9 protein-coding genes are annotated in these 14419 nt (G+C 60.2%); 4 read left to right on the top strand and 5 right to left on the bottom strand.

Translation table 11 applies throughout. The features are described from left to right. Window positions 1-20 precede the first annotated feature (20 nt). From ONB25_09485 to ONB25_09465, 5 genes are all read right to left on the bottom strand, one after another. Window positions 21-1151: a DUF2961 domain-containing protein gene (locus ONB25_09485; protein MDZ7393109.1), complete on the bottom strand. Its 1131-nt coding sequence runs from the start codon at window positions 1149-1151 to the stop codon at window positions 21-23. Window positions 1152-1223: 72 nt separating this feature from the next. Continuing rightward, the gene (locus tag ONB25_09480) at window positions 1224-2420 is read right to left on the bottom strand and encodes a hypothetical protein (protein MDZ7393108.1); all 1197 of its coding nucleotides are present in this window, start codon (window positions 2418-2420) and stop codon (window positions 1224-1226) included. Window positions 2421-2541: 121 nt separating this feature from the next. Continuing rightward, window positions 2542-4524 (bottom strand): sodium:solute symporter, encoded by a 1983-nt coding sequence (locus ONB25_09475; GenBank protein ID MDZ7393107.1) that lies wholly within the window; start codon window positions 4522-4524, stop codon window positions 2542-2544. A 15-nt stretch (window positions 4525-4539) separates the two neighbouring features. Beyond that, window positions 4540-5685, bottom strand: coding sequence for a carbohydrate-binding family 9-like protein (locus ONB25_09470; GenBank protein MDZ7393106.1), 1146 nt, complete (start codon window positions 5683-5685; stop codon window positions 4540-4542). Between the two features lie 3 nt (window positions 5686-5688). After that, window positions 5689-9228 (bottom strand): alpha-amylase family glycosyl hydrolase, encoded by a 3540-nt coding sequence (locus tag ONB25_09465; protein MDZ7393105.1) that lies wholly within the window; start codon window positions 9226-9228, stop codon window positions 5689-5691. Between the two features lie 51 nt (window positions 9229-9279). On the opposite strand from ONB25_09465, the gene ONB25_09460 reads away from it, so the two are divergent. The 4 genes from ONB25_09460 (at window position 9280) to ONB25_09445 (ending at window position 13731) form a co-directional block, all read left to right on the top strand. Beyond that, on the top strand, window positions 9280-9486 hold the full coding sequence (locus tag ONB25_09460) for a hypothetical protein (GenBank protein ID MDZ7393104.1): 207 nt from the start codon (window positions 9280-9282) through the stop codon (window positions 9484-9486). A gap of 163 nt (window positions 9487-9649) precedes the next feature. Next, window positions 9650-11239, top strand: coding sequence for a GMC family oxidoreductase (locus tag ONB25_09455; protein ID MDZ7393103.1), 1590 nt, complete (start codon window positions 9650-9652; stop codon window positions 11237-11239). A gap of 26 nt (window positions 11240-11265) precedes the next feature. After that, complete coding sequence (locus tag ONB25_09450) at window positions 11266-12855, top strand: aldehyde dehydrogenase family protein (protein MDZ7393102.1); 1590 nt, start codon at window positions 11266-11268, stop codon at window positions 12853-12855. A gap of 36 nt (window positions 12856-12891) precedes the next feature. Beyond that, on the top strand, window positions 12892-13731 hold the full coding sequence (locus ONB25_09445) for a 4Fe-4S binding protein (GenBank protein ID MDZ7393101.1): 840 nt from the start codon (window positions 12892-12894) through the stop codon (window positions 13729-13731). Window positions 13732-14419 lie beyond the last annotated feature (688 nt).

Below are 14419 nucleotides of genomic sequence, written 5' to 3'. Positions count from 1 at the left end.
AGGGCGAGAACGACCTGCTCTCACTTCAGCTCTAGGTAGTCGCGGTCCGGCAACTTGGGGAATGGCGCATGGGGCTCCCGCTGGTACCAGTAGGCGACTGAGGAGATATCGTCTTGCAGCGGCTGATACCTGCCCCCAGACTGCCAGCCTAAGGCCTGGATGGTTACCCTGAGATCTTTCTCGAACCGCACCGGGTCCATAATGTGCCAGCGGTAGAGCCCGAAGCGCTGCTGCGAGTTCCACAGGCCGTCAGGAGTAATCACCTGCGGCATACCCGAGTAGGGCGTTGTGTACTCGCGGTATCGGTCGTCCACTACAAACCCATAAGAGCCGCAGAAGTAGTCCTCGGTCCCTGTTCCACAAATCGTGGGGAAATCTTTGTCACCGTCAATGTAGAACTTGATCTCACCCTCGCCCCACCATCCGGTGCTGTGCGAACCCCAGCACACGTAGGTGCCCACGTAGTGGCCCCACCCTTTGACGCCGTCCAGAATGGTGTACACGGACTTGTAAGGCAAGGGATTCACCCGCCGGAACTGGGCGTGGAAGTAGGCTGCATCCTCGGGCACAGGGGTCAGCGTGTAATCGATCTGGTAGTAGAGGGTCATCTTCTGATCGTCCAAGTTCTCCATGGTTATTCGGCACGACTTGCGGAAAGGCATGACCCAGTAGCAGTTGAAGGCGCTCCCCGGGTTCACGCAGACCGGAAGCGAGCTCACCTGCGCATACCTGCCTAGACCACAGGCGAAAAAGTCGCCCACCGGCACCTCTACTGACGGCGTCTCCTCGCCATCCCAGTAGAATCGGAGGATGCTGAAGCGCCAGTTCCCGGTCGGGGTCATCCAAATGTGCTGGATAGCTCCCGGGCCCTTGATTTCGGCAAGGACAAAGGTCTGCTTCGGCTCAATGATGATGTACGGCGAAACCTTCCATCCCACGCCCAGGTCGCGCGCCGCGTGGGCCGCGGCTCCTTGCTCCAAGGTGGCCATTCCTCCCTTGCCCTTTTCGCCAGTAAAATTCTCCGGACTAATGGAGCGAGTTTGTGCCCGCGACAGAAGTGGGAGCGTGCCCAAGCCCATGGTCAAACCATCGAAGCCACCTTGTTGCGGCCATCCGCTAGCCACCGCCAGCGTGATCAGCGCGCTACTCATCCATGTCCATTTCCGGCGCATGGTCCCTCCTATGCTTTGGTCCGGCAAACTCCTCTACTCCAACAAGCAACCTCAGGGAATCGCGCGTTGGTAGATGGTGTAGGTCTTGGAGGGAACGGCGCCCATCATCTCCACCAGCCGGATTACCATGACGTTGTCCTCCAGGACCCACCCCATATCGCAATACTGGTACCCCTTCTTTTGCGCGTAGAGCTTCTGCTGCCAGAGCATGACGCCGTCCAGGCCCAGGCGACGGAATTTGGGTCGCACGCCTAAGTAGCCGAGCCGGAACCCTCTGGTCTTGCCTTTGGTGGCCAGCATCCATGCGGCGCGCAGCAGCTCACACCGTGGGCACCAGGGCGCAGGACGCATGCGCTCCACAATATTGGGCACACCGCCAAAAAAGGCCGCCGGCTCTCCGTGCACGTACAGAAAAATGAACAGCCCCTTGTCCATGATGAGCTGCATGTCATCCACAATTTTGTTGAACTCCTCTTCGGTAAACGGGACAAAGCCAAAGTTGTCCTGCCACGCTTCGTTGTAAATCGTCAACATCTCCTGCTTGCGCACGCGCAACGGCCTCTGGTCCCACCTCTCGATCGTGACCCCGTAGCGCTGGATGACTTTCTCGGCCACACGCACCAGCTTTTCCTCCATGGGTTTCATCACTTCCACTTCCCACGACTTTACTCTTTTGACCGGCGTGAACCCTGCCTCGCTGAGCAGCCGCGCGTAGTAGGGCTTGTTATAGTGGTAGTACATCACCGGACGAGATGCGAACCCTTCGGTGAGCAGCCCTGGGGTAGCCTCGTTCACCGGAAGGTTTTGCGGGCCGCGCATTGTGTCCATGCCACGCTCTTTGAGCCATGCCGCAGCGGCCTCGAGAAGCGCATTTGCCACCGCCTGGTCGTCAATGGACTCAAACTGTCCGAAGAAGCCCACTCGGTCCTGCCATCGCTCGTTGTGTCGACGATTGACAAAGGCGTTGCAGCGCCCTACAACTTGGCCATCGCGCATTGCCAAAAAGAACCGCATGTCCGCATGTCGGAAGAAAAGGTTCTGCGGCTCGAAGAAGCCGGTGATGCCAAGGAGTTTGAATCCTAAGTACTCGTAGTCAAGAAGGGGTATGTACTGCGAGTCCCCCCGGTAATGGTGCCAGTGAAAGTCAACAAAGCGCTTGAGGAGACGGCGGTCATCCCGGGTTCGATTGGAGAAAGAGACGATTTCCACGGGTGCGGTCCCCGTCTTGGGGGAAGCGAATGTGTTCATTGGTCCACCTCGGTGATTTTGGTCTGAACTTTCGGGCGATAATCGGGCCTCTGGCCAGCAAAATGCGCAGTTTCCCATCCCGCCCTTCTCAGGGTCTCTTGCGCCACTTCGAGCCGCGCTCTTATTTGCTACGAACCGTCAGGTCCCTACTGGCTTGTTCGGAACGTTGAGCACCCGTCAGAGGCCGATCCACGGTGCCGTCGTCCCGCAGGTCGCGCTTCATGGTGGCCAGACGGTGCAGCATCTCGCGCGCGTCCCGGAAGCCGCCCACCGCAAGCCACACGGTCACCACCATGGCGATGGCGGTGCCCAGGAGTAGGTAGCCTCGCCAGAAGGAGAGCCATGCACTGTCCGGCACCTGGTGTGTCAGATTGTAGATGGTACCGGCCACAAACACGGCCACCCACAACCCACTCCAGGCGTAGGTGGCTATGTAGAGAGCCCGGTCCCCACGAGTAAACTCCGGTCCCATGCCGAGTACTTTCCATCCGCGCTGCGGGGTGGCGTCCACCTCCGTGTACTCCCCTGCGATGCGATACCGGCCCCGATGGAGCAGGCGGTCCATATCAAATGGCTCCCCGCGGTGAAAAAGCGACACGAGTATGTAGACGACTGTGGAGCTCACCATAGCGATGAACCAGCACACCTGCCCGTTGATGGGAAAGTCAGCAATGAGCTGTTGGAGGACGATACCCGCAACAGCCACAGTGGAGCCAGTGATCAAGGCTGCCCACGCGGCGGCAGTGGTGCCGCGCTTCCAGTAAAGGCCGCCGATGATGACTGCGCCCGATCCTCCGGCGTAAATCGCGCCGGTGATAGCAAAGAAGAGCAAGATGTACTCGCTCTGTTTGAATAGCAGGCTAAAAAAGAAGCTGAATACCGCCACGCCCAGGATTGCCATCCGCAACCATTTGATGTGCGCGCGCGGCTCCAATCGCCGCCCGCGCATCGGCACAAGTACGTCCTGCACGAAGATGCTGCCCCACGAGTGCAGGTAGGCCTCATCGGTGCTCACCAGGGCCGCTAACATCACTGCCACAAATGCGCCCAGCAAACCGTGCGGCATGAAGTGCAGCAACGCCATCGGTACGGTGAGCTGGCTGCGAACTGCCTTGTTGGCGATCCCGGAGAGCACCTGCTCGGTCTGCGCCGCGTGCTCGGCAAACAAGCCATGGTGCAGCACGGTGTAAGCGCAAATCGGCAAGAACAGGAGCATCATATTTTGAGGGAACCCCCGCCAGTTGCTGAGCACCCCAGCCATTTTCGCTTCATGCGCATTCTTCGCCGAGGCGTTGTATCCCTGCGTCCCCTGCCAGGAAAGAGTGCTGTAGACCGCACCATAGACCCCAATCAGAAAATACCAGAGGTTAAAGTGTTCCACCTTGGTGGTGTGAAACGGATTGATGAGCGAGGCATCAGCAGGCGCTGATTGCAGAGCCTGGGCGATATGGGCCCAGTCGAATACGCGCATGAAATAGAGCACCAGGACCAGAAACACCACGTTTGCGAAGAGCCCCTGAACAAAATCGGTGATAATGACCGCAATCTGCCCGCCGGCGAAGACGAAGGTAAGTGACAAAGAGAGCAACACGGCCATGGTGAGAGGGAAAGTGGAGATCTCCAGGCCAGCAAGGTGGATCGATTGCGGCAGGCCGCAGAAGTAGATGAAAAAGCGGGCACCCACCGCCGGGAAGATGCCGAAATTGATGATGCCGGAGACAAAGGCCAGGGTTCCGGCGAAAATGCGGAAGCGCCGGCTGTAGCGCATCTCGAAGAACTGCGCCATGGTGAGCGCACGCGTCTGACGAAAGCGGTAGACCACCCAGCCGGTCACAGTGATGAGTACGACGACCGGGGTCATCATAAAGCCCCACCAGGTCATAGGCAGACCGGCGTAATAGTTCATCTCAAAGGTAGCTACTACCGTGATGGCTCCCAGGGCGGCCATGCCCTGCGACACGCTGATGACGTAGCGACCGGCGGTGCGGCCAGCAGCCAAAAAGTCTGCCACGCTCCGCATGTGCGTCCTGCTGGTCAGCACCACCGCACCGGTCAGTGCCACCATCCCCGCCACGATGAACCAGTCAAGCAGGCTGAGGTTCACTTTCTCTTCACCTTCTCATTCCTTCCAGGTTCGCCCGTCCTGGGTGATCCACCATTGTTGGTGATCCCGGGTCTGGTAGCCAGCAACAAAGGTGTGAGGTCCGACAATGAGCTGCGCTTTCCCGTCTCGCACCTCAGGCACACCGAGGAGCCGAAGCTTGTTTGCGAATACACCGTGTGCGCTCCAAAAGTGCCATTGAGCGTAGTAGAGCTGCCGAAGCACCCACTTAGTCCTTTCGTGCTCGGGCACGCTGAACGGACACAGAGCGCTCCCTGCGGGAGCCGGGCAAAAGTGCACAAATCCCCACATTTCCGGGTAGTGCATGTTGATGACCCCTTGGGGCGACCAGACCCAGTTGTCCTCAGGGAGCGGTTGTTGAGTTTTCGGGTCTTTCACCTTTTCATAGCGCCCCCCTCTCACCTCGGTGTGCCATTCCACACGGGAGAAATTCACGCGCCAGTACTCGCCGGGCAGCGGTGGCCCAGGGTGGGCGGCGCACTCGCTCAGCACCACCCAGGGCATAGCAATTTCCACTGTCCACCCACTGTCCTCGTCTGTGGGATTGTTCAACGTTCCCTCCAGGCGCACCCCCACGCGCAACCCGCGGATATCCCAGGCGTTCACCGCCGGCCCCCCATCGCGATAGGGCTTGGGCAGAAGGAGATCCCAGGCCGTGCCCAGGGCGTTCACTTCCAGCTCGTAATAAAGGTGTGTGTCGCCGTCTGGGTCTATGAATACTTCAAAGTCGTTGTCGCGGAAGATGACCGTGTCCCGCTGCCGCAATGTAGCCCACAAATCCGGTTCCCGCAGCTCTGCGCCCACGTAGAAGCAGGAGTCGTCCCACAGCATCTTGGCGCGGGTCTGGAAGCGGGGCTTCTGTTTGTGTTCGCCTTCGATATCCACGAACTCCTCGGTCCAGGGAGCCAGCTGCCATGCGTCTTCGAGCAAGGCGCCATCGATGCTCAGGTTCCAGCCCCGCATACACACGTAGTGGCGGGGAGCCCACTTGATTGCAGGAGGCGGAACTTTGGAGCCCGCGGGCTTGCTCCGCGCGGCGCACAGCACTCCTGCCGCCATTGCCGCCGCCCACACGACAACGCCCAACCCCGGAAAAAAAGAGACCGTTGCCCTCAGCTTGCCTCTGCTGTGCTCCACGCCCACTGGTCACTCCAGATTCGCAAACAGCTTTTGCACCTGGTAGTCGGAACGCTGCTCAGCCCGGAGCCAATGTTCCATCACGGCCAGATGGGGCCTCAGCCACCGAGCAGCTTCAGCCGGATCGCGCGAGGGATCAGCCAGGGCTTCCACGGCCGCGGCCGTCACTAGCCAGCGCACCAGATCGGCAAATGCCTCCTTGTTGAACCAGAGCACGTCTTGATAGCGGTTCACACCAAGCCGCTGTTGTACCTCTTCGTCTCCAAAGAGGCGATGCAGGATCCGATAGGCGCGACCGCGAGCGGGCCCCGCCTCTTCGAACCACCTCTGGTGAGTAGTGAGTACCATTATCTCCCTAAGCCCCTCTTCCGCCCGAGGATCTGCAAAGCCCATCCGTTGAAAGGCGGCCAGTATCCGCTTGCCTAATAGCCATTCGTCGATGAAGCTCCGACTGCGCAACGCTGGCTCCTCTTCACCCGCCATTCGCCCTAGATCTCGCACGGCCAGCCAGCACAGGAGCACTGCCCAGGAAAAAGGCACATCGTCAAGCGTAGCAGTGATAAGTGCGGCGGCGCGGCCGGCCCGTGTGGAGCGCGACCGCCTCAGCTGTGCCACTAACTCCTCGAGGTGAACCAGCCCCGCGATGGCCTGGGAGGCTCGCTTTGCGATGATCCCCCCGATCTCCACGTCGCCCACTACCTTCGCGGCTTCGGCCAGAAACTCCTGAACCGACCCAACCACTACGGCAAGCCGATCGTCCCTCTTCCCATCCGGGTTCTTCACCGCAAGTATGAACGCCTGCACCACCTCCGGGCTGATGCACTTAGCGAAGGCCTCGTGCAAGGGGCGCAGGAACAACTCTCGCATGGCCTCCTGGATAGAGGGCACACCCCCGCCGTTCAGGAGGGCTTCCAGCTGACGATATCGCCCGAGGGCATCGTCCTTCACCAGACGAAAGTCCAGGAACACATGGTACTGGTAGCCTGCCAGTTCCACGTATAACCCCTGGTCCCACAGTCCCCGACAATTGCGCAGGTACTCAAGGCCGGTCACGTGGTCGCGAAATATGCAGTAGGAATCCTCCCCAGTGGGCAAAGCTAGCCCCTCGCCTAGTGACCTCTGCACCAATTGCCGCGAATCGGTCAGGTCAAGGAACCGCGCCGAGCTCTTGATCCAGCCCCATGCCCTCGTCAGCGAGTTGTTGTAGACGACAAGGGCCCGTTCATCGCCATAGCGGTTGGAATAAGCAAACACGTTTTCATTGACGTGCCCTTCGGGAGTAAAAAAATCGTACAGGACAAAGTTCTCCACGTGCGCGAATAGGTAGCGCTTCCGCAGCAGGGGGAAGATTTCGCGCTCGTGGCGGCGCACCAGGTCCCAATCCGGCTGTTCATCCCAATAGGCCCGGCGGTATTCCATCCCATACTTCTCGGCAAATCCCTCGATTTGGCCATGCCCGAACATGGGCAGACCTGGCATAGTGACCATCATCGTGCACACACCAAAGTACTTGTCCCCCTTGCCGAACTGCACCACGGCCGTCTGCTCGTCCGGGTTGTTCATAAAGTTCACATAGCGCTTGAGTATCTCAGGGTTGAACTCGATGGTGTTCTTGATCACGCTGCGGTACTTCTGGTTCTCCTCGTTCTTGAGCATGTTCATGAAGGCAGAGTTGTACACCCGATGCATGCCCAGGGTGCGGACAAAGTAGCCTTCCATGAGCCAGAAGGCTTCGGCAAGGAGGAGTGTGTCGGGGCTTTCGGCGGCTACTCGGTCCACCACCTGCCGCCAAAACTCCTCCGGCATCAGCATATCGAATTGCTCGCGCGTAAGTGCATGCTCGGCACGCGACGGGATGTCGCCTCCGGAGCCCGGCTGCGGAAACCACAGCCGCTGATAATGCCGCTTCGTCAGCGTCATCGCTGCGTCGAAGCGAATGATGGGAAACAGGCGCGCCACCCGGAGAATCGTCTGCATCACTGCCTCGCGCACCTCGGGCTTGAGGTAGTTCAGCTGCGCCGTATCGTTCCAGGGCATGCTGGTGCCATCGTTGCCGTGATAAATGTAGCGCACCTCCCCAGTGGCTGGGTCAACACGCTTGAATACTACTGCGGCGTCTGTCCGCGTGTAGTAATGGTCTTCGATGTAGACCTCCATGCGCCCGTCGGAAGAAAGATTGGGCCCGGTGAAGGAGTAAGAAGGGAAAGGTGGATAGGGGACGGAAATGAACCAATCGGGGTGTTCGACTACCCAGCGTGAATCGATGCCCATGTGGTTGGGTACCATGTCGCTGGCCAAGCGGATGCCCCGCTGCCAGCACCGATCAACCAGCGAACGCAGCGCCTCCTCACCGCCCAGTTCGCGCGCCACTTGATAGTCGTACAGCGCATAAGCCGAGGCTTCCGCCTCAGGGTTGCCGCACAGCCGTTTGATGGTCCGCGACGCCGAGCTTCGCTCCCAGATGCCTATTAGCCACAGACCGGTAAAGCCCCATGCAGCCAGGCGATCCAGCTCCTCGTCGGGGATCTGGTCCAGTCGCGTGATGGGCCGCTGGTATTTCTTGGAAAGCTGATCGAGCCACACAAAGGTGCTCTTGGCTATCAACACCAGGCGCGGCATCCATTCGCGGTCTGGGGTGAAGCGCTCTGGCTCCCCGGCCAATCGGGAGAACTCATAGACCCGGGTGGGCACAGGCCCGCCCACGATGCGGAGCTTTTCCTCCTCTTTTATCACATCCAGGCTGGTAAGGAGGCGGTACAGGTACTTGCCCAAGAGTAACCCCCACCGCTCCAGCATGTAGTGGAGCTGCCCTGACAAGGAATGCGGCACGTGGATAGCAGGGCTGCGGAGCATGTCCACCAGATTCTGGTTGTCAGGTCCGAATCGGGGCTGGGTGTCGAAAAACTGGTGCAAGCTCGCCATGATCTCGCGGTAGGCGGTACTGCGCGCCAGAGCAGAGTCATCAAACAGCTCAAGGAAGGGCGAAAATGCAGGGTTGACGTTGGCCAGCCAAAGGAGCAGCATTTCCTCCAGCGCGATGCACCGGTTGGAAACGCCCGCCGTGTCTCCACCCAAGTACTCTTCCGCCGTCTGCCCGCCCCGATAGACCGCCACCGGGGGGAATTCGTCCACAAAGCGCCGAAGCGTTTCGGCCACCGCATCTTTTCCGTGGCGGTCCTCGAGCCATGCCAAGGCCAACTCCATGACCTCCGGACGTACCTGCTCACGGAACAGGGTCACGACGTAATGCAGGATCTCGTCGATGAGCCCCATGGCATTGATGTGGCCAGCGCGGACTGCACGCTCGGGAAAGTTCACCAGGTCGCGCTTCTCATTCATTTTTTGCGCAAAGACCCGGGTGGCATGAAAGTCCGGGAAAATCACGTTTCCAGAGCTGGTAAAAAGGCGAGCGTCAAAAGCGTAGCGATCGCGGGCTTGGCGACTGATGTGGAATTCGCATGGTCTGCCGGAGGGGTTCCCCACCGCACCACAGCGGTGGTGGATTCTAAGCACGAGTGTATTCTTGCTCTTCACAACACCCTGGCTCATGATGGGTTGTCACTCCAGGCCCCCCTACTTCGGGCGTCTCGTTAGGAGGTAATGTTAAGACTATTTCCGGAAAAAGGCAAGAGATTTTCTCCGGAGCTTCCGCGCAAAGGACGCAACGTGCCGTTTGTGCCGGCCGTCCTTCTGGTACCAAGTGCTTCGGGTGCACTGTGCACTCGGCGGCCATTGCGCCAAAAGCAGCCGGCGCAGAACGCAGAGTTCCCCAAAGAAAAGAGGCAGGCCGTCCTCGATGCCGAGTGACCACTCTTTGAAGAGACCCTTGCGCACCTCGGTGGTCTTCGCGGGCGAGAATCCTCACAATCGAGCAGGAAGGCTTCGCGAGAAAGTGTTTGATTTTCAGGGAAGTTTTCGTATATTGCACCCCAAAACTCGCAGGTGCCAAGGACAGAGGCAGGAGGTTCTTGTGACCTACGACGCCGACTTTATCGTCATCGGTTCCGGGTTTGGCGGTAGCGTGGCGGCGCTGCGCTTGGCGGAAAAAGGGTATCGGGTCCTGGTAGTGGAAAGCGGGCGACGCTTTCGCAACGAAGACTATGCCAGCACCAACTGGCAGATCTGGAAATGGCTCTATATTCCGCGCCTCTTCTGCACCGGCATCCAGCGCCTCACCCTTCTCCGGAATGTGCTGGTCCTCAGCGGCGCCGGCGTGGGTGGAGGCAGTCTGGTCTACTGCGCCGTGCTCTTCGAGCCGCCCGATGCTTTCTTTCGCGACCCGCAGTGGGCAGGACTGGACCCAGACTGGAAGGCCACCCTTGCTCCGTTTTATGCCGAGGCCAAACGCATGCTCGGCGTCACTATCCCTCCACGTCTCTGGCCAGCAGACCAGCTCTTGCGTGACTACGCTCGCGAAATCGGCCGAGAAGACTGCTTCCGGCTAACCCAGGTGGGCATCTTTTTCGGCGAACCGGGCGTGACAGTGCCAGACCCTTACTTTGGCGGATTGGGCCCGCCGCGCAGCGGGTGCGACTCTAAAGCCCGCTGCATGGTGGGGTGCAAGGCGGGCGGGAAAAACTCGCTCGACCGCAACTATCTTTACCTCGCGGAACGCCTCGGCACTCGCATCATTGCCCTCACCACTGCCACCAGGGTCGCAGCTCTTCCTGAAGGGGGTTACGCTGTTTACACGCGCCCCTCGGTGGGCTTTGGCAGAACACGGGTGCTTAAGGCACGAGGCGTGGTGTGCGCGGCTGGGGCCTTGGGCACTTTCCGCATCCTCTGGGCCAGCAAGCGCAGCGGTGGTCTGCCGAATATTTCGGAACAACTGGGCTTTGGTGCTCGGACCAATAGCGAAGTCATCGTGGGCGTGCGTGCTAAGGGACGGCACATGAAGCTGTGTGAGGGGGTCGCCATCGGCTCGAGCCTCTTCGTCGACGAAAGCACCCACATCGAAGCGGTACGCTACCCTCAGGGTTCGGGGGCGATGTTCTGGCTCTCCACCCTCTGCACGGACGGCGGGTCGCGCCTGGGGCGGCCACTGCGGCACATCCTCAACTGCCTCCACCACCCCGTTGCCTGGCTGCGCGTGCACTGGCCCTTTGGGTGGGCCACGCGCGTGCTGATCCTGCTGACCATGCAAACAGTGGACAACCGGTTGCGACTGGTGATGCGGCGTCGCTGGTGGTTGCCATTTGCCTGGAAAGTGACCTCCGCACCCACCGACAAGCCTACGCCCACCTACATCCCTGCTGCGAATCGGGCAGCGCGACGCATTGCCCAGCGTATCGGCGGCATTCCGGCCAGTGCGGTAACTGAGGTGATGTTGAACGTCCCCTTGTCCGCGCACATACTCGGCGGGTGCACTATGGGGAGCAGCCCAGACGATGGCGTTGTGGACAAGTACGGGCGCGTGTTCGGCTACGAGAACCTTTACATCACGGACGGCTCCATCATGCCGGCCAACCTTGGCGTGAACCCGAGCCTCACTATCACAGCCCTTGCCGAATACATCATGCACCATGTGCCGCCCCGGCCGGCCGCGTGGGATCAGAACTAAGTAGTCAAAAGATACAGACACTGCACATGACCATGCTGACATCGATCAACCCGACCACCGAGGAAGTCCTGGCTCAAGTCACCCCCCTGTCGCGTCAGGAGGTGCGTAAGGTCATTGAGACGGTAGCAGGGGGGTATATGACATGGCGGGAGGTACCGCTCCATGAGCGCCTTGCTGCCTGCCGCCGGCTTATCCGCCTGATCGCGGACGAACGGGAGACTATCGCCCGCATTCTCGCCTTGGAGCAGGGCAAACCGATCTGTGAGGCCCTTGTTGCCGAAATCTTGCCCGTATTAGGCGCGCTGCGTCACCTCACCCGCATTGCGCCACGAGTGCTTAGCGACAAGAGAGCTCCGCACGAGCTTATTCTTCTCGCGCACAAGAGGAGCACGTATCGCCGGGAGCCCTACGGCGTGGTCTCGGTTATCGCTCCGTGGAATTACCCATTTTCTGTGGCGTTGCCAGAGATTGCCGCGGCGCTTGTTGCCGGCAACACCGTTGTGTACAAACCTGCCCCCAATAGCATTCTCATCGGCCAAAAGATCGACGAGCTGCTGGGGCGCGGAGGGTACCCGCGCACTGCCTTTTCCACGGTCTTTGTCACCGACGAGGTAGCGCCGGAGCTTACCTCACACCCTGCGGTGCGGAAGATTGTCTTTACCGGCAGCACGAACGTCGGCCGCCTGGTGATGCAAAGTGCGGCCGGACACGTGGCGCCAGTCGTGCTGGAGCTGGGCGGCAAGGACCCGGCCGTGGTGGCTTCTGATGCGCACTTGGCGCGTGCGGCGCGCGGCGTGGTATGGGGTGCAATGTTCACTTCCGGCCAAGTCTGTGCGAGCATCGAGCGCGTCTATGTGGAACGCCCCATCGCCGAACAGTTCATCGCCGCTTGTGTTGAACTGGTACGGGCTCTGCGCGTAGGCGATCCCCTCCAAGCAGATACCGATATTGGTCCGTTGACCACAGCGGAGCAATTGGCCACAGTCAGTGCCCACGTGGAGGATGCAGTGAGCAAGGGGGCGAAGGTCCTGGCAGGCGGTCACCGGCTCCAAGGCAGGGGCTTTTTCTACGCACCCACGGTCCTCACCAATGTGGACCACACGATGAAGGTGATGACCGAGGAGACCTTCGGTCCGGTGCTGCCCATCATGGTGGTCGACTCGCTGGAGGAGGCGATCAGGCTAGCCAACGATAGCCCTTATGGCTTGTCCGCCTACGGGTGGACCCGGAGCAAAGCCACCGCGGAAAGGCTCATGCGGGAGCTGCAGGCGGCTACGGTGATCATCAACGACGGTCCGGCCACCTGGGGGGAACCTGCCGCACCGTGGGGAGGCTACAAGCAGAGCGGCATTGGTAGGACGCGGGCCACCTGGGGGCTGCTGGAGATGGTTCAGCTGAAGTACACCAGCCTCGACCCCGGCCGCAAACCTGACTCGCCCTGGTGGTTCCCCTATGACCAAGGGGCTCGCGGCCTGGCGGCAGAGGCGGTGCCGCTCCTTTTCGCCCGGCACTGGTGGGGAAAACTCCCCCCACTCCTGCGCCTGGTACGGAACCGGCGATTTGTCGCCAACGCGCACTGGCTCGCCATCTTTCGCAATTTGCACAAGCTGTTTTGAGCCTTGTGCCAGAGACGCGCAGCGTGTGAGCCACCTATGGCACGTCCCCTTTGGTTTGTGGAGCTTCTCAAGCGAGGATTTGCCCAGCGCTTTCGCCTGGCACGGCTCTCCCGCGTGCCTCTTTTGGGCCGCATCTTCGACCGCCTCCTTTTCGCCGGGGACGACATTATCTTTCTCCCCCGCTCAGAAGTGGTCCACGTACACCAGAGCGTGGCGGTGCCTGAACAGACTGTTCTGCCGGCACAGGTGGTGCATCATTTCATCGACGTGGCACAGTACCATTGGATCATGAATTTTTGCATTTGCCGGTCTGCCGCCCACTGCCAGGACTACCCGATCGAATTGGGGTGCCTGTTCATGGGCCGTCCCGTGCTACAGATCAACCCGCGGCTGGGCAAGCTGGTTACGCGGGCCGAAGCCCATGCGCACGTGGAACGTTGTCGGCAAGCAGGTCTGGTGCATTTGATCGGCCGGAACCGGCTAGATGCCCTTTGGCTAGGAGTCAAGCCTGGGGAGGAACTCCTCACGGTCTGTCACTGCTGCCCGTGCTGTTGCTTGTATCGCTTCCTCCCCTCTCTTGCTCCCTTTATCTCCGCTCGCTTTGCGCGCATGCCGGGGGTATCGGTGACTGTGACTGGGGCGTGCGACGGCTGCGGTGTCTGTGCCAACGGCATCTGCTTTGTCGGCGCCATCACCCTGAATGGACGGCGCGCTGCGATCTCGGACGCCTGCCGTGGATGTGGCCGCTGCGCGATGGTTTGTCCCCAACAGGCGATCCGCCTCACCATGGAGGGCGATGCCATAGAGCGCACCATGGCAAGGGTGAGTACAGCAGTACGGCTACAGCAACAGGACGCTTCTTCACCGAGAAGATAGGACGGTATGACTCGATCATTTCGCTCCCCCTCGATTCGGGAGCAGGTCACCTGGGACTTGAAAAATGACGCGCGAGGCCCAGTTGCTGCGGTGGAGCGGAACGGCAAGAAGGCAGGGCAACCGGCGACTTTGCCAGAAGGTGGCCTCGCGTCCTTCTACCCCCAAGGCCAAGCCCAACCTAGGAGGGACCCTTTGTGCGACTGAGGCGCCTGCGCGGAACAAGGCTGGTGGTGCTGGCAAAGGCAGGGGGACCGCGCGAGGCACCGCAGAGCTATTCGACGGACAAGGCGGGTGGCCACGTATCGAAAGCGATGGCTCTTCGCCCTGTGCAATCGGGTGGGCCAGGAAGAATTCTTTGCCTCTAAGGGAAAGTCCTTTGCGCCCCTCCCGGTGAGCACAATCGTCGGTAGGGCCTCGCAGGAGGAAATCACGGATTGGCCACAGAGATCGACCTCGGTCAATTAGCGAGCGATGACGCACTCCGGCCCTCTTGCCGGATGGAAGGCCGAAACTGTGCACCGAGTTTTGCAGCAACATAATGTGAGGGATAGTTGCCATGAAATTCGCATTTCTCATCGTGCTATGCCTTGGATGCGGCGTGTGGGCGTCAACACCGGAGGAACAAGCGATGTCACTCAACCTTATGCCATGGCCTGCTGATCTCCAACTTGACCAGGGCGCGTTTCGC

The organism is candidate division KSB1 bacterium (assembly GCA_034506335.1).
Lineage (GTDB): Bacteria > Zhuqueibacterota > Zhuqueibacteria > JANLFK01 > Oleimicrobiaceae > Oleimicrobium.
The sequence above is the reverse complement of the archived record's forward strand: the minus strand, read 5'-3'. Positions and strand labels throughout refer to the sequence as shown.

Excerpts from the sequence above, each read along its gene's own strand:
- ONB25_09485 (MDZ7393109.1), bottom strand. The coding sequence starts at position 1,151 with ATGAGTAGCGCGCTGATCACGCTGGCGGTGGCTAGCGGATGGCCGCAA.
- ONB25_09480 (MDZ7393108.1), bottom strand. The coding sequence starts at position 2,420 with ATGAACACATTCGCTTCCCCCAAGACGGGGACCGCACCCGTGGAAATC.
- ONB25_09465 (MDZ7393105.1), bottom strand. The coding sequence starts at position 9,228 with ATGAGCCAGGGTGTTGTGAAGAGCAAGAATACACTCGTGCTTAGAATC.
- ONB25_09460 (MDZ7393104.1), top strand. The coding sequence starts at position 9,280 with ATGTTAAGACTATTTCCGGAAAAAGGCAAGAGATTTTCTCCGGAGCTT.
- ONB25_09450 (MDZ7393102.1), top strand. The coding sequence starts at position 11,266 with ATGACCATGCTGACATCGATCAACCCGACCACCGAGGAAGTCCTGGCT.
- ONB25_09445 (MDZ7393101.1), top strand. The coding sequence starts at position 12,892 with ATGGCACGTCCCCTTTGGTTTGTGGAGCTTCTCAAGCGAGGATTTGCC.